The organism is Mycobacterium sp. IDUB_36, assembly GCF_055419225.1.
Window position 1 is genome coordinate 2,006,319 of the sequence record NZ_JBVAXH010000001.1, and the last position, 19,122, is coordinate 2,025,440.

Sequence of the window (19,122 nt, forward strand, 5' to 3'; positions counted from 1 at the left end):
CAACCGCGCGGAGGCTAAATAACCTCTTTGGCCGCGATCATCCGGTTGCGGTGAACCTGTCCCAGGAACAGGCCGACCGCGGCCGACATCGCGCCCGTGCGCGCGCCGTCGGTCAGGTCGAAGCCGTGACCGGCGCCGGGCAGTTCGACGTAGCTGACCAGTGACCGCGACACGGACCGCAGCCGCTCGACGAAGCTGCGTGCCTGTTCGACCGGGATCACCCTGTCGCTGCTGCCGTGAATCACCAAGAACGGCGGGGCATCTGGGTGAACCCGCGCGATCGGCGAGGCGTCACGGAACACGTCGGGGTGCCGACTCATTCTGCGTCTGACCACGACCCGCTCGAGGAAGTCGACGAATTGCTGCCGCTCGGGGGTCGAGCGGTCCTCCCAGTCGTAGCGGCCGTAGATGCCCACCACGGCGTCGACGGAGGTGTCCGAGTCCGGCGGCAGATCCGTCTGCATAGCGGGGTCGTTGGCGGTCAACCCGGCCAACGCGGACAGATGCCCGCCGGCCGAACACCCCGCCACCGCAATGAAATTGCGGTCGCCACCAAACTTGTCGACATTGGCACGGGCCCACGCGATCGCGGTCTTGACGTCGGTGATGTGCGACGGCCAGCGGTTGTGTGGCGAAACCCGGTACTCGGCCGACAGGCACACCCAGCCCATCTCGGCCAGGTGCGACATCAGCGCATATCCCTGGAGTTGCCGGCCACCGTGCACCCAGGCGCCGCCGGGCACGAAGATCAGTACCGGCGCTGGGCGGACCGGCAAATCCTTGCGCCGCCACACGTCCAGCAACTGCGCGGACTCCTTGCCGTACCGCACCGATGTCCGGTGCAGATGGCGGCGATGCTGCCGCGCACGCAGGAACGGCGGTGTCCGGTCGGGGGCAGGCCAGTCGATGTCGAGTTCGCTGGCCGCGACCACGCCGCGCAGCGCGGCGTCGATCACCGCTTGAGTTTGGCCGCGGTCTGCCTTACGCGTCTCGCCGATGCCGGGAGTGCGCCAGGTCTTGACCGAGGTCGACACGAACTCGGGGGCCAGCCGGGAGCCCCAGACGCTCATCGCCGTGATACCGCCGAGTGGTTCCAACCGTCGACCGACCAGTGGCAGCGAGGCCATCGCATCGCTGGCTGCCAGCATGTAATCGCCCGGGCGGGCCCGTAGGAACCATTTCACCTGCGACGCCAAGGAGCGCCCAGCGGGGCGCGGCGCCGGTCGTGCCGTCATCGAGCGAGCGTACCCCGCACCGCGCCGGCGCAATCGGATTCGTGTCAGTTCGTTGCCGACGCCTGGCCGCACCCGACGGCGGGCACCGGGGTAGCGTTGACGGCAACGGGTTGCTCGGTGACGAGCGGAAATGCCCGATTGAAAAGGACAAGCTGATGGCTTCACCGACGACGACTCGTTCACCCTATTTCCACCGTGTCGAGCTGGTCAGGGACGCCCTCGTGTCCCATTCCAAGCTCAAGGACGAGGAAGCCACCGAGCTGGCCGAACACGTCCTGCACGCGTTGAACTCGATACCGGAAAAGATGCGCTGAGCAGCAGCTCGGCACAAGCCCGCTGACTTCCCCCGAGTGCGACGTGATCCGCGCCGACAGGGTGGAGGATTGTCACTGTGACACGGTCGCATGGTTTCACCCCGGACGTTCGTCCTCGCGCGGGTGTAGCCTTGGAGGTGCTGAAACGTCCAGCCGCTGCGGAACGAATCAGGTTGTCACGTCGCCGATTCAAAGAGCATTCGCTCGCGCCGCCCACACTGAGTCACCCGCAGCTCAACGTGCCGCAAATCTCTTGTCTCGCAACGCAATGACGCGCCGCGATCCTTCCACAATGTCCAGGATCAGGTAGCCGTCATGACCGCACTCGGAGTCTCAACGTCCTCGCTCGGGGCGGCGCAGTACCGGCCGTGCCGGAGCGAGCGGGGCACGCCGTCCGCAGCCGCTGCCACTACTACTGATCGGGCGACAGACTCCCCGGCTCGGCCAGCGGCCAGCGGCCGAGCCGGGTGCCTATCCCCTTGATGCCGGCGGCTAGGGCCGCACACCCACAACTACCAACTTAGAAAGAAGAAGCGCGACCATGGCGATCACCGACGTAGCGGCCTTCGCTCACCTGACCGATGCCGACATCGACAACCTGGCCGCAGAGCTGGACGCGATCAGGCTGGACGTGGACGCGCGCCTCGGCGAGTCCGACGCGCGTTACATCCACCGCACCATCGCCGCGCAACGTTGTCTCGAGATCGCCGGCCGGCTGCTGCTGGCGCGCGGCACCCGCCGACCCGCATGGTGGGCCGGTACGGCGACGCTCGGGGTGGCCAAGATCGTCGAGAACATGGAGATCGGCCACAACGTCATGCACGGCCAGTGGGACTGGATGAACGACCCGGAGATTCACTCCACGACCTGGGAGTGGGACTTGAGCGGGGCCTCGAAACACTGGAAGGCCACCCACAATTTCCAGCACCACAAGTACACCAACATCCTCGGCATGGATGACGACATCGGTTACAGCACCTTGCGAGTCACCCGAGACCAGCCGTGGAAGGTGCGCAACCTCGGCAACTTGTTCTACAACACCGTCCTCGCGCTGGGCTTCGAATGGGGAATCGGCCTGCAGCCACTGGAGATCGAGAAGGTCCTCGACGACGGGCCCGAGGGCGACAAGGCCGCTCAACGAGTCCGTGAATTCGCGACCAAAGCCGGAAAGCAGCTCGCCAAGGATTATGTCGCGTTCCCGTTGCTGACCGCACTGTCGCCGAAGGCGACGTTCGGATCGACACTGAAGGCCAACATCGTGGCCAACGTGATCCGCAACCTGTGGACCGACGCGGTGATCTTCTGCGGTCACTTCCCCGATGGCGCAGAGAAATTCGCCATCTCCGACATGGTCGACGAGAGCCGCGGACAGTGGTACCTGCGCCAGATGCTGGGCAGTGCCAACTTCGACGCCGGGCCGACGATGCGCTTCATGAGTGGCAACCTGTGCTACCAGATCGAGCATCACCTCTACCCCGATCTGCCGAGTAACCGACTGCACGAGGTCTCGCTACGAGTGCGCGAGGTGTGTAACAAGTACGACTTGCCTTACACCACAGGCTCATTCCTGGTGCAGTGCGCCAAGGTGTGGCGCACCATCGCCAAACTGTCGCTACCGGACCGCTACCTGCGCGACACCGCCGACAACGCTCCCGAGACCCGCAGCGAGCGGATGTTCGCCGAACTGGAGCCCGGTTACGGCGGGACCGACCCGGCGACCGGACGTCGTCGTGGCCTCAAGACCGCCATTGCGGCGGTGCGCCAGTGGCGTCACGAAGCTCGCGCCGGTGAACGCATGGGATCGTCCGCGATACCCGCCTGACCGTCGATCGCGCATCCCGGCATCGGTACTCGGCCGGCGTTGGCGATACTGGATCGATGCCGAGCCCAGAGTTCCACCCCGACCTCCGCAAAGTCGCTCGCTTCGCGCCGCGCGCGCTGGTCGGCCCGAGGTCGTTGAAGCTGATCCGCCGGCTCTCGCCGGTGGTCCAGCGCGGCGGCGCGAATCCCGACGTCGAGGCGCTCATCCTGGGTTCCGGTGTCGGAGTGCGGCTGCATCGTCCGGCTGGGGCCGGCCGGCCCGGGCCCGCGCTGCTGTGGATTCACGGCGGCGGCTATGTCATCGGCACCGCGCAGCAGGACGACGAACTGTGCCGCCGGTTCGCCCGTGAACTCGGCATCACCGTCGCGGCCGTGGACTACCGCCTGGCGCCCGAGCACCCCTACCCCGCGCCGCTGGAGGACTGCTATACGGCGCTGACCTGGTTGGCTGGGCTGCCCGCGGTCGACCCGACACTAGTCGCGATCGGCGGAGCCAGCGCCGGCGGTGGCCTGGCGGCTGCGCTGGCACTGCTGGCGCGGGACCGGGGCGAGGTAACGCCGGCCCTGCAGCTGCTGGCTTACCCGATGCTCGACGACCGCAGCGGATCGACGCCGGAGAACCCTAACTACCGGCTGTGGGGACCGAAGAGCAACCGCTTCGGATGGGCCGCCTACCTCGGCAATGCCGACCCGACGACTGCCGTTCCGGCCCGCAACGAGGATCTCAGCGGGCTGCCCCCGGCCTGGATCGGCGTCGGCACCCACGACCTGTTCCACGACGAGGATGTCGCCTACGCCGCCCGGCTCACCGCTGCGGGCGTGCCGTGCCAGATCGAGACGATCCCGGGCGCGTTCCACGGTTTCGATCTCGTGGTGCCGAAAGCGACTGTGTCCAAATCGTTTTTCGCCAGTCAATGTGCGAGTCTGCGGTCCGCCCTGGCAGTCGCACGCTGATGGCGGGTGGCGCGGACTTCTTTGCGGTGAGTGACGAGCAGCGTGCGTTGCGCAGTGCGGTCGCCGACCTGATGGCCCGGAATTCCAGCGAGGCGCAGGTGCGCGCGCGGATGGCAACCGATACCGGGCTCGACCCGACCGTGTGGCGCGAACTGGCGGCCATGGGCCTGACCGGGCTGCTGATCGACGAGAAGCACGGTGGTGCCGGAGCCGGCCCGGTCGACATGGGCATCGCGATGGAGGAGATGGGCCGGGCACTGCTGGTCAGCCCGTTCCTGTCGACTGCGGTGCTGGTGCCGGGCCTACTCGACGCGACCGGCGACGCCGCCGAATGCGACGCGGTGCTGCCCCGGATCGCCGCCGGTGACCTGATCGCGACCGCGGCGTTCGCCGAGGACGGCTCGGCCCGGTTGCCGGATCCGATCGCCACCTCCGCCGGTGTGATCGGCGACGCCTGGCACCTCACCGGGTACAAGCACTTCGTGCTCGACGGACTGTCAGCGCAACTGATCTACGTGCTGGCCGGCACGGACGCCGGCCCGACCGTGTTCGCGGTCGAAGCGGGCGCACCCGGTCTGACCGTGACGCCGCTGACCACGGTCGACCCGACCCGCAAGCAGTCTCGCCTGCAATTCGTCGACACCCCGGCCCGATTGGTCGGCCGGCCGGGCGCGGGTGTCGAGGTGTTCGAGGCCGCACTGGACCGGGCGGCGCTGGCGCTGGTCAGCGAGCAGGCCGGTGGCGCCCGTCGCGCGGCCGAGATGGCCACGGAGTATGCGAAGACCCGCTACCAGTTCGGCCGCGCGATCGGCAGCTTCCAGGCCGTCAAGCACATGTGCGCCGACATGCTGCTGGAGGCGGAGTCGACGGTGTCGGCGGCACGCTTGGCCGCGGCGGCGTTCGCCTCGCACGCATCGTCGCGGCTCGCCGATCTCGCTCTTGCGCAAGCGTATTGCTCGGATGCGTTCGTGTTCGTCGCGGCGACCAGCATCCAGGTACACGGGGGCATCGGGTTCACCTGGGAGCATCCGGCGCACCTGTATCTGCGCCGGGCCCGCAGCGATGCCCAGCTGCTCGGCAGCGCCTCCTGGCACCGGGAGCGCTACCTGCAACAGATCGGAGCCTGATGACCGACCAGGAATTGCGAGAGCAGGTCCGAGAGTGGTTGGCGGACAACTGGAATCCCGATATCGATCGCGGCGCCTGGGCCCACATCGTGGTCGAGGCCGGATGGGCCACACCCAGCTGGGAGCCGGAGTTCTACGGCCGCGGCCTCACCGATGCCCAATCTCGGCTGGTGGCATCAGAATTCGCCGCGGTCGGCGCTCACGGTTGTGGACACGACCGCGGAAACCTGTTCGCATGTACCCTGCACGACCTGGGAACCGAGGAGCAGAAGCACCGGCTCATTCCGCCGTCGATCCGCGGCGAGAGCAAATGGTGCCTGCTGTACAGCGAGCCGGGCGCGGGTTCGGACCTGGCCGGTCTGCGCACCCGGGCCGAGCGCGACGGCGACGAGTGGGTGATCAACGGCCAGAAGGTGTGGACGTCGTTCGCCACCACTGCCGACTACGGCATGTTGGTGGCTCGCACCGACTGGACTGTGCCGAAGCACCAGGGCATCAGCTTCTTCATATTGCCGATGCGCCAGCCCGGCGTCGAGGTCCGGCCGATTCACCAGATCACCGGCGAATCGGAGTTCAACGAAGTCTTCATCGAAGACGCCCGCGTCCCGGCGACCAACCTGGTCGGCGACGTGAACGCCGGGTGGTCGGTGCTGCAGACCGCCCTGGCCTACGAGCGGCGTTTCATGGCCGACATCGCCCGCACCGCCAAGGATGCCAAGCGGCCGCGGGACGAAAAAGGGCATCTGCTGGTCGAATTGGCGCGCGATGCCGGCCGGTTGGACGACCCCTACATTCGCCAGCAGATCGCCCGTGTCGACGCGCTGGCCGCGGTCAACCGGTGGAACACCCAGCGGTCGAAGGCCGCCACCGATCGTGGTGAGTCGGCGACGCTGATGGCGCTCGGCAAGATTGCGATGTCGCGCATCCTGCACGAGACGGCGCGAGTGGAGACCGAAATCGTGGGCGCCGAAGCGATGTTGACCGGTCCGGACAACCCGATCGGCGACGCTGTGACGTTCCGGACGCTGAACGCCTACTTCACCTCGATCGGGGGCGGAACCGATCAGATTCAGCGCAACATCGTCGGCGAGCGAGTGTTGGGCCTTCCGAAAGAGCCTGAGCCGTACAAGAACACGCCGTTCCGGGACTTGCCGCACTGACCAGGCACGTGCCATCCTGGCAACGTGGCCCCGCGCGAAAACCCGTTCCGCGCAATTCTCGACCCGGTTGCGCGCAGGCTGCATCTGCCCTTCGGCACCCGGGACTTCATCGACAAGATCGTCCGTGGGGGCGTGGACCAGGCCGGCCGGCGGACCTTGCAGATGCTGCTCACCACCTGGGATGCCACCGGCGGCGGACCATTCGCGGCCAGCGCGATCGCCACGGCTGGGCTGGCCAAGACGGTCGACGTCGCGCAGGGCCTGTTCATCGGTCCGGTGTTCAACCCGCTGCTCAAGGCGCTGGGCGCCGACCAGGTCACGTTCCGCGCCTCGCTGTGCGCCTCGGCGGTGGTCGGCCTGGGCATCATGCGCTACGGGGTGCGGGTCGAGCCGATTCACTCGATGGACGTCGACACCCTGGTCAACGCTGTGGCACCCACACTGCAGCGTTACCTCATCGGTGACATCTCCTGAGTCAATCCCGGGTGTAGCTGACCTCGCCGCCGACGATTGTCGCCGCGACCATCTCGGCGTCCAGCTCGTTGAGCGCGGCCTCCGGCGACAGTGCCAGCACGCACAGGTCGCCCGGTTCACCGGGTTGGACGAGTCGCGGCCGGGTGGGTTGCTCGGCGCTACCCAGCAACATCGTCAAAGCTGTTCTGGCCGAGACACATTCGTGTTCGCCGAGGACGACGCCGCTGGGCGTCTCGCGGTTGACCGCAGCGCGTACCGTCGCCCACGGGTCGCCGTCGCCGAACGGCATATCGGTCGACAGCGCCACCGGCACACCGGCGTCGAGCAACGACGCCACCCGCCAGAGCTGGTCGTGTTCGGTGACCGGCACCTCGTCGAGGTATTGATCTCCGCGCTCGGCAACGAAATTGGGCTGGGTCACGACGGTCACGCCGAGCTCGGCGAGGTCGGCCAGACTGTCCTGCGGTACGACGGCCGCGTGCTCGATGCGGTCACCGGGATGATGACCGGTTTCGCGTAGTGCCGCGATCGTCACCAGTAACTGCGCGGCGGTGACGCAGTGGATCGCGACCGAGTGGTCGTCGCGGTGTGTGCCGGCGATCCAGTCCACCAGCTGCTCGAGGTCCAGATCGTCGTCGTGCAGAATGCGTTTGCCCGGTGCCAGGCAGTGCACCCGCTGCTGTAATTCCCCATGCCGGTGCAGCTCTGACAACTTCATGACGTCGGCGATCGCCAAGTCCGGAGTGGCGTCGGTGATTCCGGTGACGCCGTAGCGGCTCAACCGTTCGCTGAGGTCGGCCAGACTGGCATCGCTGCGGCCCAATGCTTCTGCCCAGGAGTCGGTGCTGCGTAGCCGGCCGTCAGGATGGTCGGCCAGTCCGATGCGTTGCAGGCCTGCGGAGTTGAGCATCCACAACACGCCACTGCGATGTTGAATGCGCACCGGCATCCGCGGCGCGAGTGCGTCCAAGGCGTTGCGGTCCAGCGCACCGGCGACCGAATCGTGGTAGGCCACCGCGCGGACCCAGCCGTTTTCGTCCGGGTCGGCTGACGTCAATGCGGCTGCCAGCGCGTCGCGATCGCGTACCTGCGGTGGACCCAGCCGAATCGAGGTCGCGGCGGCAGCCGCCGAGTACAGGTGCACGTGGTGGTCGTGCAGGCCGGGCAGCACGGCTCCGCCCGCGGCGTCGAGCACGTCCTCGCCCGGCCGCGGCGTCAACGACTCGGCGACCTCGTCGATGTGCTCGCCCACCCTGATGTCGACGGTCAGCCCGTCGAGAGTTTCGGCGCGTTGAATCAGCATGTTGCACCGGCTTTCTCAGCGACCAGGTGTTCGACCACGGCATTGTCGGCGCCCAGTGCCGATGCCGGTGAGGTCTCAGGACGGACGGCTGTCGGCATGGCCCCGCGCGGTTCCGCCGCGTAACGGGCGGCCACCTGAGCCATTGCCACCTCGATCACCTCGCCGCCACCGCGGCGCAGTGACTCCCCGATTGCGCGCGCCGCTTCCAGCCCGCTGAGTGGATCGGCGATCGCATCACCGAAGAACACCGGGCCGTTGGGAGACGAGCCGGCCAGGCCTCCCGCGACCGCGGCATCGTCACCGAACGCCGGCCGCTCCGGCTGGTCACGATAGCCGTTGATACGCAACCAGATTCGACCTGACCGGGCAGCCACATCGTCAGCACTCAACGCGCGGCGCCGTAACGCCGCCGGGCGGGAGCCCTCGATGACGATGTCGGCGACAGTGAGCAGGCGTCGCAACGCATCCTTGTCGGTATCGAAATCGACCGCGTAGGAGAGCTTTCCGGCATTCATCCAGTCGAAGAACGCCGGCTCGCCGAGCCGAGTGCCGTCTGGGCGCCGGGGGCTCTCCACCTTGACGACCGTCGCGCCCGCCCGGGTGAGAAGCTGACCGCACAGCGGTCCCGCCCACAACGACGACAGATCCGCCACCAGCAAGCCGTCGGCCGGTCGTGGTCCGACCTTCGCACCGCGCTGCCGGACCGTGGGTGGCGCGGCGGATGCCTCACCCAATTCGGATGCCGCGATGTCGAGCAGTCGAGTACGCGCAATCACCTCCCGGCTGGAACGCTGCGCCGCCCAGGTCGCCAGCTCGGTCCACGGATCGACCACGCCGTCGGCTTCGATCAGCGCGGGCAGCACCGCGACGTCGTCGTCGCGCGGCAGCGCCACCGCACACCACCCGTCGGCACTGGCTACCAGCCTGGTCGCACCACCGGCCGAAATCCGGCCCGGCGGGCCGAGATTCATCATCGATGCCCGCCCGGCCAGAAGGGTCGCGGCGTCGACGTCCACACCGAGAAGCCCGCCGATGTCGGCGGCGACGCGGCGGGCTTCGTCCAGCATCAGAAGTGCAGCGCGGCGAAACGCCAGTCCAGGACGTGGCGGGGCTCGTCGGGCCGGTCGCTGACCGCATAGACCAGTGAACGCAATTCGAGCACCCCGCCGTCGTCGGCCTGTTCGGCGGATTCGATGTGCAGTTCGCTGTAAAGGGTGTCGCCCTCGTACACCGGCCCGGTGTGGTCGCAGGACCGCCAACCCAGCACGGTCGCCAGATTGGGCAGTAGCTTGCCGGCCTGCGCCAGCGCCAGGCCGATGGTGTGGCCGCCGTAGACCAGCCGACGCCCGCCGATGCGTGAATCATGGTGCACACCAGCTAGATTCAATGTCAGTCGGGCCAACTCGGGGGCGCTGCTGACCACGTCGGCGCTGCTGTGCAGTACCGAGCCGGCCAGCCCGGGATCGAAGTGTGGTCCGGTGACCCGCTGGCGGAACGCGCCACCGTTCCAGTCCGCGGCGGCCGACAGCGGCGGCACGAGATCGGCACCGATGGTGGACAGGTCGTCGGCGTGGTTGGAGCCGTCCGGATCGGCATCGGCGCTCAGCGGCAGCATGGCGCAGCGGTAGAAGTCGAGGATCAGCCGGTCGGCCTGGTCGATGGTGGTGATCCGCAGGGCCATCAGCCCGGTGGGGGCGCGGCCCGGCTTTGCCGAGTTTTTCTTCAGCCCCACGATCTCGGTGCGGGTGAACAGGGTGTCGCCGATCGCCGGGAAGCGGAAGAACTGCAGCCCGCGATAGAACAGGTTGGCCTTGACGTGTTGGGTGGCCAGCGTCGACTGGCCGATCGCGACGTCGCAGACCAGTCCGGGATGCGCCAGCGGCGCCGGCAGGCCGGTCACGGCGGCGGACAGCTCGGCGTCCAGCGGCAGCCGCAGCCGGTCACCCAGGATGCTCTGGTGCACGGCGGCCAGCCCCGCGGTGAGCGTCATCGACGGCGCCCCGGTGAAGACCTGGCCGGTGTGCACCTGATCGAAGTACGGGCCGGTGGTCATCGTGCGCTGCCGGACCGGCGTGCCACGATGGGCCGATGGCTACGGGACTGGATGACGACGCCGAGGAGCGGCGCACAGATGAGGCAATGCTGGTCGCGACGGTGCGCGAGTTCGTCGATAAAGAGGTCCGGCCAACGGTGCGCGAAGTCGAGCATGCAGGAGAGTATCCCGAAGCGTGGATCGAGCAGATGAAGCGCATCGGGATCTACGGCCTGGCCGTCCCCGAGGAGTACGGCGGCACGCCCGTGTCGATGTGGTGCTACGTCCAGGTGACCCAGGAGCTGGCCCGCGGGTGGATGAGCCTGGCCGGCGCGATGGGTGGCCACACGGTGGTGGCCAAGCTACTCACGCTGTTCGGCACCGAGGAGCAGAAGCGGCGCTACCTGCCGCCGATGGCCACCGGCGAATTGCGCGCGACGATGGCGCTGACCGAGCCCAGCGGGGGCAGCGATCTGCAGAACATGTCGACCACCGCACTCACCGACGGGGAGGAGCTGGTGGTCAACGGTTCGAAGACGTGGATCTCCAACGCCCGCCGGTCCGGGCTGATCGCACTGCTGTGCAAGACCGATCCGGCCGCCCAACCCCGGCACGCCGGGATCTCGGTGTTGCTCGTCGAGCACGGGCCCGGGCTCACGGTGTCGCGGGATCTGCCCAAGCTGGGCTACAAGGGCGTGGAGAGCTGTGAGTTGTCATTCGACGACTACCGGGTGCCGCACTCTGCGCTCCTCGGCGGCGATGCGGGCAAGGGTTTCCCGCAGATGATGAAAGGCCTTGAGACGGGCCGTATTCAGGTGGCTGCGCGAGCCCTGGGGGTGGCGACCGCAGCCTTGGACGACGCCCTTGCCTACGCCCAGCAGCGGGAGAGCTTCGGTCAGCCGATCTGGAAGCATCAGTCGGTCGGAAACTATCTGGCCGAGATGGCGACCAAGCTGACCGCCGCCCGTCAACTCACCCGGTACGCGGCCGAACGCTACGACGGCGGCGAGCGCTGCGACATGGAGGCCGGGATGGCCAAGCTGTTCGCCTCCGAGGTGGCGATGGAGATCGCGCTCAACGCCGTCCGAATCCACGGTGGCTACGGTTATTCCACCGAATACGACGTCGAGCGTTACTTCCGCGACGCCCCGCTGATGATCGTCGGCGAGGGGACCAACGAAATCCAGCGCAACGTGATTGCGGCGCAGTTGGTTTCCCGCGGCGGGCTCTAGCGTCAGCCCACCGCGTCGACCAGTCCCCACCCGAGGGCGGTGTCGACATCGAGGTTCTGGCCACTGAGAACCAAATAGGCTGTCCGCCAACGTCCTATCCGCCGCGTCACGCTGACGGTGCCGCCGGCGCCGGGGAGCAGGCCGAGTTTGAGCTCCGGCAATCCGAACACCGTGCCGGGCGCGGCCACGATTCGTCCGCAGAACGCGGCCATCTCCAGTCCGCTGCCGATCACCTGACCGTGTACCTCCGCACGACACGCGCCACCGATCCGCGCGGTGATCGCGTCGATCGCCAACGCGGGGCTGTAGCGGGTGCGGGCCAGATGGGCGCTGGCCGGGTCGCGGAGTGTGCCGAACTCGTCGAGGTCACCGCCGCTGCAGAACGACGGCCCGTTGCCGGTCAGCACGACTTCATCGACCGACGAATCGAGTTGCGCCACAGCCAAAGCCTCGAGCAGCGCCGCGCGGGCATCGGTGGAGAAGGCGTTGTGCCGTTGCGGCCGATTGAACGCGATCCGCAGGGTGTCGCCCTCGCGGTGGGCCCGCACCGGGTCGGAAATGTCAGGCATCGTCACGGGCCCGCGGTCGGTCAGCCAGCGGGCGAACTCCGGGCCGGCCTGCAGGGTGGAGTAGGCCAGCGATTCGGTCACCACGCCCGGCAACGCCGGGCCCGCCGGGTCGACGGACTGCAGCACGTCGTCACACGTCGCCGCCGCGATCGGCCAGCGCTCGACGCGCTCGGCCAGTGCGCCGACTGCCGCATCGATCGACGCGACGGTGATCACCCGACGGTCGTCGGATTGGTCCTCGGTGAGCGTGAATGTCGCCTGCTGCAGCCAGAACTCGGTTGCCCGTGCCAATGACCCGACCGCCACGACCGGAACTCCCAGCACCGCGGGGTCGACCGCGGAGTCCGGCTCCGAGACATCGACAACGCGCAGCGTCACACCGAATACTTCTTGACCAGTTCGTGTTTGAACATCTTGCCGGTGTCGGTGCGCGGCAGCTGCGCCTCGAAGGAGATCGACTTCGGACACTTGTAGTGCGCCAGGCGCTCGCGCAGCCAGGCGATCAGTTCGGCCGCGAGTTCCTCGGATCCATCGGCCGGATCGACGGTCTGCACAGCGGCTTTGACGCTCTGGCCCATCTCCTCGTCGGGAATCCCGAAGACGGCCGCATCAAGCACTTTCGGGTGCGTGACGAGCAGGTTCTCGGCTTCCTGCGGATAGATGTTCACACCGCCGGAGATGATCATGTGGTGACGGCGGTCGGTGAGATAGAGGTAACCGTCCTCGTCGACGTAGCCGACGTCGCCGACCGTCGTCCAGCCGTGTTTGTCGCGGGACGCCGCGGTCTTCTCCGAGTCGTTGAGGTACTCGAAGGAAAAGCCGCCCTCGAAATAGATTTCGCCGGGCCGGCCGGGCGGCAGCTCGTTGCCGTCCTCGTCGAGGATGTGCAGTTGGCACATCATCGGTTTGCCGACCGAACCCGGATGCGCCAGCCACTCGTCGGCGCTGATCAACGTCGAGCCGATGGCTTCGGAGGATGCGTAGTACTCGTCGACGATCGGACCCCACCAGTCGATCATCTGCTTCTTGATCTCCACCGGACAGGGCGCGGCGGCATGCATCACCCGCTCCAGGCTGGACAGGTCATACGAATTCCTGGTTGCCTCAGGCAGTTTCAACATCCTGGTGAACATGACCGGTACGAACTGCCCGTGCGTGACGCGGTGGCGCTGGATGGCGTCCAGACAGCCTTCCGGATCGAACTTCTCCAGGACCACCGTGGTGATGCCACCCGCCTGCACCGTCATCGACCACACCGACGGCGCGGTGTGGTACAGCGGAGCCGGGCTGAGGTAGACGGTCTCCGGGTGCATCCAGAATCCGACCAGAGCCGACATCATTCCCGGCGCATCGGCGGGCGAGACATGCGGCAGCGCCCGCTTGATGCCCTTGGGCCGGCCTGTGGTTCCCGACGAATACTGCAGCAGGTCGCCTTCGATCTCGTCGTCGATCGGCGTATCCGGTTGACTGGCAACGGCTTCGGGGTAACGCTCCCAACCGTCAAGATCGTCATCTCCGTCGCCGGAGGCGAGTAGGAGCAATCCGGGCAGACCACCGGGCAGGTGTTCGGCGAGGTTCTCGCACGTCTTGCGCAGCGCGGCCGAACCGATGATCGCCTTGGCGGCGCTGTTGTCGATGATGTAGGCGGCCTCGGGCGCGGTCAGGTGTGTGTTGATCGGCACGTAGTACAGGCCGGCCCGGCGCGCCGCCCACATGACGGCGTGGATGTGCTCGTTGTTCTCCATCAGAATCGCGACCGCGTCACCCTCGACGAGACCTGCCTGCCGGAAATAGTGCGCCAGCCGGTTGGCACGGGCTTCCAGTTCGTCGAACGTGATCACCGTGCCGGAGGGGTGAAGGATGATGGCGGGCTTGTCAGCACCACCCTGGCCGGAGGTGTGCTCGCGAATCTGCATGGGCAGACTGTACCGCCGTAGAAGTTGACAGCTGTCAAGAGGGCGCGATCAGCCCGGCGACTAGCGCGAATGCACCGGCTCAGGCTGCGGATGCGGGTGACCGCCAAGTCGCTTGGCCCGGCCGCCGAACGGCGCGGACAACGTCGCCGGCAGTTCGCGGCGGTAACGCACCAGGGCGATCAGGGCGATGCTCGCGTAGACCCCGCTGAGCACCAGGCGCCCCTCGGTCGACGTGAGCGGGAACTGCACGACGAACAAGCCGAGTAATGCCCAGGCGGCCCAACGCCGGAATCGCAGGCCGAGCAACAGCGTCACGCCCATCAACGTCTGCGCCGCGGTCAGCACCATCTCCTCGACCTGACGGCCGTCCAGATGCATTGCGGCGCTTCCGCCGCCGAGCATGTACGCCACCGGCAGCGAGCCGATCAACAACGTCCACTGGTTCACCTTCGCCGAGATCAGGGTCGCAATCGCCACCCCGCCCTTACCCCGGGCCGCGAAGATGGTCGCGATGATGAACTCCGGCGCCTCCGACGCCAGCGGGGCCAGCCACTGCACCAGCAGGAATCGATCGATGTGCAGCTGCGTTCCCGCCCCGATCAGGTTGTCGGCGAACGGCTTTGCACACGTCACGATGACAGCAGCGGCGACGATGAACAGCCCCGAGACCGCGATCCGGCGAATCCGGTCGGGCAGTGCGCCCAGCGCCGCAGCGGTGCCGATCAGCTCGGGCTCCTCGACGTCGCCGCGGCTGAGCTTGTAGAGGTAGTAACCGAACCAGCCCAGCAGGGCCAGACCGAGGGCGATGTGAATGCGCCCGGTCAGGGGAATGGTGAAAGCGGCGACCCCGGCGATCATCAGAAAGCCGATCTCGACCCGGTTGCTCGGCTCGAGTTCCAAGCCGTCGAGCCTGCGGCCGGACGCCCGGCGCGCCACCAGCACGCTGACCAGAACGACCACCGGCCACCCGAGACCCATCAGCAGACGGTTCGAGCCGGTCATGTTCGCGGCCGCGTACTGGGTGTATTCCGGTACGTGGCCGGCGGTGTAGGCGTAGTACAAATCGACGGCGTACTCGGGCAGCACCGCGATCACGGCCAGCACGGCCACGGCCAAGCTGCCCGATACGTCCACCTGGGCGGCTTCGGCGGCCCAGGCCAGCACGAAACTGGCACCCACCACGGCGGCGCCGTAGGCGATCAGGCCGATCACGGGATCGAGCTGGATACCGAGGACGCGCAGCACCAGTGCGGGCGCGATGACGACACCGACGATGGCAAGGGAACGGAACAACGTCCGTGTCCGGACCTCCGGCGCCGTTACACCGCGCGCAGTAGTTGTCACGCCGCCAAACTACCCGGCCGACCTCATTCCAGCAACATAGCCTGGCTACCGAATGCAGCTGAGGTGCGGATCAAATTTGCTGGTCAGCGGGGTCGCAATCGAGAGTTCGGCGAGCCAATACTTTCGTTGTGGCAACCCTGACGCCGCTGCGGGACCGCCTTATTCCGACTCGGCCAGGCGCTGCTTGAGCGCCTCGAACTCGTCGCGGACGCCGGTCGGCAGTTTGTCGCCGACGAACTCGAACCACTCTTCGATCAACGGCAGTTCCTGACGCCATTCGTCGGCGCTGACCGCGAGCGCACGCTCCACGTCGGCCGCGTCCACGTCGAGTTCGGACAGGTCGAGGTCGTCCGCGGTGGGCACGACGCCGATCGGGGTCTCCTGACCGCCGGCCCGGTGCTCGATGCGGTCCACAACCCACTTCAGCACCCGGCTGTTCTCGCCGAAGCCCGGCCAGAGGAACTTGCCGCCGTCGCCGCGACGGAACCAGTTGACGAAGAACACCTTCGGCAGCTTGGATTCGTCGGAATTCTTGCCGAGGTCGATCCAGTGCTGGAAGTAGTCGCCGACGTTGTAGCCCAGGAACGGCAGCATCGCCATCGGGTCGCGGCGCACATCGCCGACCTTGCCCTCGGCAGCAGCGGTTTGCTCGCTGCCCATCGTGGCGCCCATGAACACACCGTGCTGCCAGTCGCGCGCCTCGGTCACCAGCGGCACCGTGGTCTTGCGACGCGCGCCGAACAGGATGCCCGAAATCGGCACGCCCTGCGGGTCGTCCCATTCCGGCGCCAGGATCGGGCACTGCGACATCGGGGTGCAATACCGCGAATTCGGGTGTGCGGCTTTGGTTTCCGTCTCACGGAGAACCCAGTCGTTGCCCTTCCAGTCGACCAGGTGATCGGGCTCGCCTTCTAGGCCTTCCCACCAGACGTCGCCGTCGTCGGTCAGCGCGACGTTGGTGAAGACGGTGTTACCGCCCTCGATGGTGCGCATCGCGTTCGGGTTGGACTTCCAGTTGGTGCCGGGCGCGACGCCGAAGAAGCCGAACTCGGGGTTGACCGCGTAGAGCCGGCCGTCCTTGCCGAACCGCATCCAGGCGATGTCGTCACCGAGGGTCTCGGCACGCCAGCCGGGGATGGTCGGCTGCAGCATCGCGAGGTTGGTCTTGCCGCAGGCCGACGGGAATGCGGCGGCGAAGTAGTAAGCCTTGTTCTCCGGGGAGATCAGCTTGAGGATCAGCATGTGCTCGGCGAGCCAGCCCTCGTCGTGCGCCATCGCCGAGGCGATCCGCAGCGAGTAGCACTTCTTGCCCAGCAGCGCGTTTCCGCCGTAGCCGGAACCGAAGCTCCAGATTTCCCGGGTCTCGGGGAAATGGGTGATGTACTTCGTGTCGTTGCACGGCCACGGCACGTCTTTCTGGCCGGGTTCCAGCGGAGCGCCGATCGAGTGCAGCGCTTTGACGAAGAAGCCGTCGTCGCCGATCTTCTCGAGCGCGGCCTTGCCCATCCGGGTCATCACCTTCATCGAGGCGACGACGTATTCGGAGTCGGTGATCTCCACGCCGAGCTTCGGGTCCTCGGCGCCCAGCGGTCCCATGCAGAACGGGACGACCCACATGGTCCGTCCGCGCATGCAGCCGCGGTACAGCTCGGTCATGGTGGCCCGCATCTCGGCCGGCGGCTTCCAGTTGTTCGTGGGGCCGGCGTCGACCTCGCGCTCGGAACAGATGTAGGTGCGCGACTCGACCCGCGCCACGTCGGAGGGGTCAGAGAGCGCCAGGTAGGAGTTCTTGTGCTTCTTCTCGTTGAGCTTGGTGAAGGTGCCCGCCTCGACCAGCTGGTCGGCCAGGCGCTGCCACTCCTCGTCGGAGCCGTCCGCAAACACCACCCGGTCCGGCTGGGTGAGCTCGGCGACTTCCTCCACCCAGGACAGCAGGCCCTGGTGGCTAGTCGGGGCAGTGTCCAGACCGGGAACGGTCGCTGAAGTCATCAAAATCTCCTGCATTCGCGGGTGCGTCGTGCGCGGCTAGTTTGCGGCGGCCTGCACACAGGTTATCGCGAGCTGAATACCCAGAAAAAGCCGGGAGCGTATCGCATAACTCACAGGAACGATTCAGATCACGTTATCGGCGGTGTTCGACGCCGAACTTTCGGCAGCGTCTGCGTCGACGACGTCGCCCGAAACCGGGTCCTGCGGCCCCTCACCCGGGCCGTCGCCGCCGTCGCCGTCGTCGGGCGGCTCCGGCTCGCCGAGCTCGGCTCGCACCGCCTCCAGCGCGGCCTGCAACGCCGGCATCTCCTTGACCCGCAGCGCCGCGGCCCGCGCCCCGACGACGGAGTGTTCCCGCAGCTCGTTGTCGATGATGCTGACCTGCTCGGCCACCCGGGTGCTCTCACCTTCGTCCTGCTCACTGAGCGCGGCCGTGAGCGCCGACTCGGCGGCCAGCACCCGCGTCGCCACCAGCTGTTCCACCGCGGACTGCACCAGTGCCGCGGCCTCGCCGGCCCACCGGTCCAGCACGGCGCGGTCGCGAAGCAACCCGCGCATCCCGACGACCCACACCGTGAGCCCGAGACCGATCGCCGCGCACGCGACAGCACCGGCCACGGTGAGCCCGGGCGTGAGGTCGGCCAGCAACCGGCTGAGGGTCAGTGCCACGCCCAACCCGAAGCCGGCGCCCACCAGCATCATCAGCCTGGTCTCCAGCTTCCGCGACTTCAGCGGGGCGGCCGGCAGGTCGACGACGGGAAGCGGCGCCGGCGGCGGCAAGTCGACCTCGAGGGCCAAGGCGGTGGCCAGCTCGCCCAGCTGCGTCGTGGTGCTGTCGTCCACCTCGGCAACGACGCCGGTGAGCCGGGCGGCCGCCGCGGGTTCGAACTCGGCCAGCGTGCCGCGACTCAGGTTCGCGGTGTCCTCCTGCAACTCCGTGCGCACCGAGGCGCACCGGTTGCGGGCGAAGTAGGACAACTGGACGCGGGCCTGCTGGGTCTGGCTGCGCAGGGCGACCGTGCGCTCGGACTTCGACAGCCGTCGCTGCCGCAGGATCTCACTGCGCTGCTCGCGCAACGCCTCGACACGGGAACGGCGACCCGCGCCGTCGGCGTCGCGGTCGTATCGGTCGGCGATGGTCTGCAATCGGGATTGCCAGGCCCGCAGCCTGTTTCGCCGCACCAGCGCCGAGGCGGCCAGTTGCTCGGACACCGCGCCGACGAGGTCGTCGATGCGCGGCTCACCCTCCTCGGGCGCGGCGGCGACCCCGACCCAGTGCACGTCGCTGTAGCGCGGGGCGTAGGAGGCCAGCATCTTCCGATTGCCGGCCAGCACCTCTTCCCAGTTCTGGTGGACGTCGATCTTGGACACCACGCCGATCACGCCGTCGGTCTCGGCGGCTGCGGCGTCGAGCAGCAGGCAGTCCGACCGGGTCAGCGCGGCGGCCGCGGAGACGACGAACACCACCGCCGTCGGCGCCACGCCGGCGTCGAGATCCGACGGCTCGACGAACTTCTGCTTGGGCATCCGCTCGCTGAGCGCGGTGGCCACGCCGGTGACCCCGGCCAGCCACGGGCCGGTCACCAGCACCGCGTCCAGGCGCTCGATAGCGGGGGGACCGAGTTGCGGGCCGATGGCCGCCACCATCGCGT

16 protein-coding genes are annotated in these 19,122 nt (G+C 67.7%); 7 read left to right on the forward strand and 9 right to left on the reverse strand.

Translation table 11 applies throughout. From position 1 onward, the window contains the following. Nucleotides 1-14 precede the first annotated feature (14 nt). On the reverse strand, nt 15-1,235 hold the full coding sequence (locus ACZYW1_RS09785) for an alpha/beta hydrolase fold domain-containing protein (protein ID WP_463785322.1): 1,221 nt from the start codon (nt 1,233-1,235) through the stop codon (nt 15-17). Between the two features lie 155 nt (nt 1,236-1,390). Here ACZYW1_RS09785 and ACZYW1_RS09790 point away from each other — a divergent pair, with 155 nt between their 5' ends. From ACZYW1_RS09790 to ACZYW1_RS09815, 6 genes are all read left to right on the forward strand, one after another. Continuing rightward, the gene (locus tag ACZYW1_RS09790) at nt 1,391-1,549 is read left to right on the forward strand and encodes a DUF6307 family protein (protein WP_463785325.1); all 159 of its coding nucleotides are present in this window, start codon (nt 1,391-1,393) and stop codon (nt 1,547-1,549) included. Nucleotides 1,550-2,090: 541 nt separating this feature from the next. Further along, on the forward strand, nt 2,091-3,371 hold the full coding sequence (locus tag ACZYW1_RS09795) for a fatty acid desaturase family protein (protein WP_463785327.1): 1,281 nt from the start codon (nt 2,091-2,093) through the stop codon (nt 3,369-3,371). A gap of 56 nt (nt 3,372-3,427) precedes the next feature. Continuing rightward, complete coding sequence (locus tag ACZYW1_RS09800; protein WP_463785329.1) at nt 3,428-4,324, forward strand: alpha/beta hydrolase; 897 nt, start codon at nt 3,428-3,430, stop codon at nt 4,322-4,324. Then, nucleotides 4,324-5,451, forward strand: a complete 1,128-nt coding sequence (locus tag ACZYW1_RS09805) for an acyl-CoA dehydrogenase family protein (RefSeq protein ID WP_463785331.1) — start codon at nt 4,324-4,326, stop codon at nt 5,449-5,451. The genes ACZYW1_RS09800 and ACZYW1_RS09805 overlap by 1 nt, the downstream gene beginning before the upstream one ends. Continuing rightward, entirely contained in the window at nt 5,451-6,611 is a 1,161-nt protein-coding gene (locus tag ACZYW1_RS09810; protein ID WP_463785332.1) for an acyl-CoA dehydrogenase family protein, read from the forward strand. The genes ACZYW1_RS09805 and ACZYW1_RS09810 overlap by 1 nt, the downstream gene beginning before the upstream one ends. A gap of 24 nt (nt 6,612-6,635) precedes the next feature. Continuing rightward, nucleotides 6,636-7,085: a TetR/AcrR family transcriptional regulator gene (locus ACZYW1_RS09815; RefSeq protein ID WP_463785334.1), complete on the forward strand. Its 450-nt coding sequence runs from the start codon at nt 6,636-6,638 to the stop codon at nt 7,083-7,085. A gap of 1 nt (nt 7,086) precedes the next feature. Here ACZYW1_RS09815 and ACZYW1_RS09820 read toward each other — a convergent pair whose 3' ends face one another. Genes ACZYW1_RS09820 through ACZYW1_RS09830 form a run of 3 tightly spaced genes read right to left on the reverse strand, consistent with a single transcriptional unit; the run spans nt 7,087 to nt 10,441 of the window. Further along, nucleotides 7,087-8,388, reverse strand: coding sequence for an amidohydrolase family protein (locus ACZYW1_RS09820; RefSeq protein ID WP_463785337.1), 1,302 nt, complete (start codon nt 8,386-8,388; stop codon nt 7,087-7,089). Then, nucleotides 8,382-9,542: a CoA transferase gene (locus ACZYW1_RS09825; RefSeq protein WP_463787771.1), complete on the reverse strand. Its 1,161-nt coding sequence runs from the start codon at nt 9,540-9,542 to the stop codon at nt 8,382-8,384. The genes ACZYW1_RS09820 and ACZYW1_RS09825 overlap by 7 nt, the downstream gene beginning before the upstream one ends. Further along, nucleotides 9,455-10,441, reverse strand: a complete 987-nt coding sequence (locus ACZYW1_RS09830) for a MaoC family dehydratase (RefSeq protein WP_463785339.1) — start codon at nt 10,439-10,441, stop codon at nt 9,455-9,457. The genes ACZYW1_RS09825 and ACZYW1_RS09830 overlap by 88 nt, the downstream gene beginning before the upstream one ends. A gap of 35 nt (nt 10,442-10,476) precedes the next feature. Between ACZYW1_RS09830 and ACZYW1_RS09835 the strand changes: the two genes are divergently transcribed. Continuing rightward, nucleotides 10,477-11,652, forward strand: a complete 1,176-nt coding sequence (locus tag ACZYW1_RS09835) for an acyl-CoA dehydrogenase family protein (RefSeq protein ID WP_463785342.1) — start codon at nt 10,477-10,479, stop codon at nt 11,650-11,652. Nucleotides 11,653-11,654: 2 nt separating this feature from the next. Here ACZYW1_RS09835 and ACZYW1_RS09840 read toward each other — a convergent pair whose 3' ends face one another. From ACZYW1_RS09840 to ACZYW1_RS09860, 5 genes are all read right to left on the reverse strand, one after another. Beyond that, the gene (locus ACZYW1_RS09840) at nt 11,655-12,593 is read right to left on the reverse strand and encodes an enoyl-CoA hydratase/isomerase family protein (protein ID WP_463787772.1); all 939 of its coding nucleotides are present in this window, start codon (nt 12,591-12,593) and stop codon (nt 11,655-11,657) included. 2 nt (nt 12,594-12,595) lie between these two features. Further along, a complete protein-coding gene (gene fadD4, locus ACZYW1_RS09845) occupies nt 12,596-14,137 on the reverse strand; it encodes a fatty-acid--CoA ligase FadD4 (RefSeq protein ID WP_463785343.1) in 1,542 nt (513 codons plus the stop codon). Nucleotides 14,138-14,197: 60 nt separating this feature from the next. Beyond that, nucleotides 14,198-15,481 (reverse strand): sodium:proton exchanger, encoded by a 1,284-nt coding sequence (locus ACZYW1_RS09850; protein WP_463785344.1) that lies wholly within the window; start codon nt 15,479-15,481, stop codon nt 14,198-14,200. A 159-nt stretch (nt 15,482-15,640) separates the two neighbouring features. Then, nucleotides 15,641-17,470 carry a phosphoenolpyruvate carboxykinase (GTP) gene (locus ACZYW1_RS09855; protein ID WP_463785345.1) on the reverse strand — a complete coding sequence of 610 codons (1,830 nt, stop codon included), beginning with the start codon at nt 17,468-17,470 and terminating at the stop codon, nt 15,641-15,643. Between the two features lie 123 nt (nt 17,471-17,593). Then, entirely contained in the window at nt 17,594-19,117 is a 1,524-nt protein-coding gene (locus tag ACZYW1_RS09860; RefSeq protein WP_463787773.1) for a hypothetical protein, read from the reverse strand. Nucleotides 19,118-19,122 lie beyond the last annotated feature (5 nt).

Coding starts and splice junctions, on each gene's coding strand:
- ACZYW1_RS09800 (WP_463785329.1), top strand. CDS start 3,428: ATGCCGAGCCCAGAGTTCCACCCCGACCTCCGCAAAGTCGCTCGCTTC.
- ACZYW1_RS09805 (WP_463785331.1), top strand. CDS start 4,324: ATGGCGGGTGGCGCGGACTTCTTTGCGGTGAGTGACGAGCAGCGTGCG.
- ACZYW1_RS09855 (WP_463785345.1), bottom strand. CDS start 17,470: ATGACTTCAGCGACCGTTCCCGGTCTGGACACTGCCCCGACTAGCCAC.
- fadD4 (WP_463785343.1), bottom strand. CDS start 14,137: ATGCAGATTCGCGAGCACACCTCCGGCCAGGGTGGTGCTGACAAGCCC.
- ACZYW1_RS09810 (WP_463785332.1), top strand. CDS start 5,451: ATGACCGACCAGGAATTGCGAGAGCAGGTCCGAGAGTGGTTGGCGGAC.
- ACZYW1_RS09785 (WP_463785322.1), bottom strand. CDS start 1,235: ATGACGGCACGACCGGCGCCGCGCCCCGCTGGGCGCTCCTTGGCGTCG.
- ACZYW1_RS09790 (WP_463785325.1), top strand. CDS start 1,391: ATGGCTTCACCGACGACGACTCGTTCACCCTATTTCCACCGTGTCGAG.
- ACZYW1_RS09820 (WP_463785337.1), bottom strand. CDS start 8,388: ATGCTGATTCAACGCGCCGAAACTCTCGACGGGCTGACCGTCGACATC.
- ACZYW1_RS09860 (WP_463787773.1), bottom strand. CDS start 19,117: ATGGTGGCGGCCATCGGCCCGCAACTCGGTCCCCCCGCTATCGAGCGC.
- ACZYW1_RS09830 (WP_463785339.1), bottom strand. CDS start 10,441: ATGACCACCGGCCCGTACTTCGATCAGGTGCACACCGGCCAGGTCTTC.
- ACZYW1_RS09795 (WP_463785327.1), top strand. CDS start 2,091: ATGGCGATCACCGACGTAGCGGCCTTCGCTCACCTGACCGATGCCGAC.
- ACZYW1_RS09835 (WP_463785342.1), top strand. CDS start 10,477: ATGGCTACGGGACTGGATGACGACGCCGAGGAGCGGCGCACAGATGAG.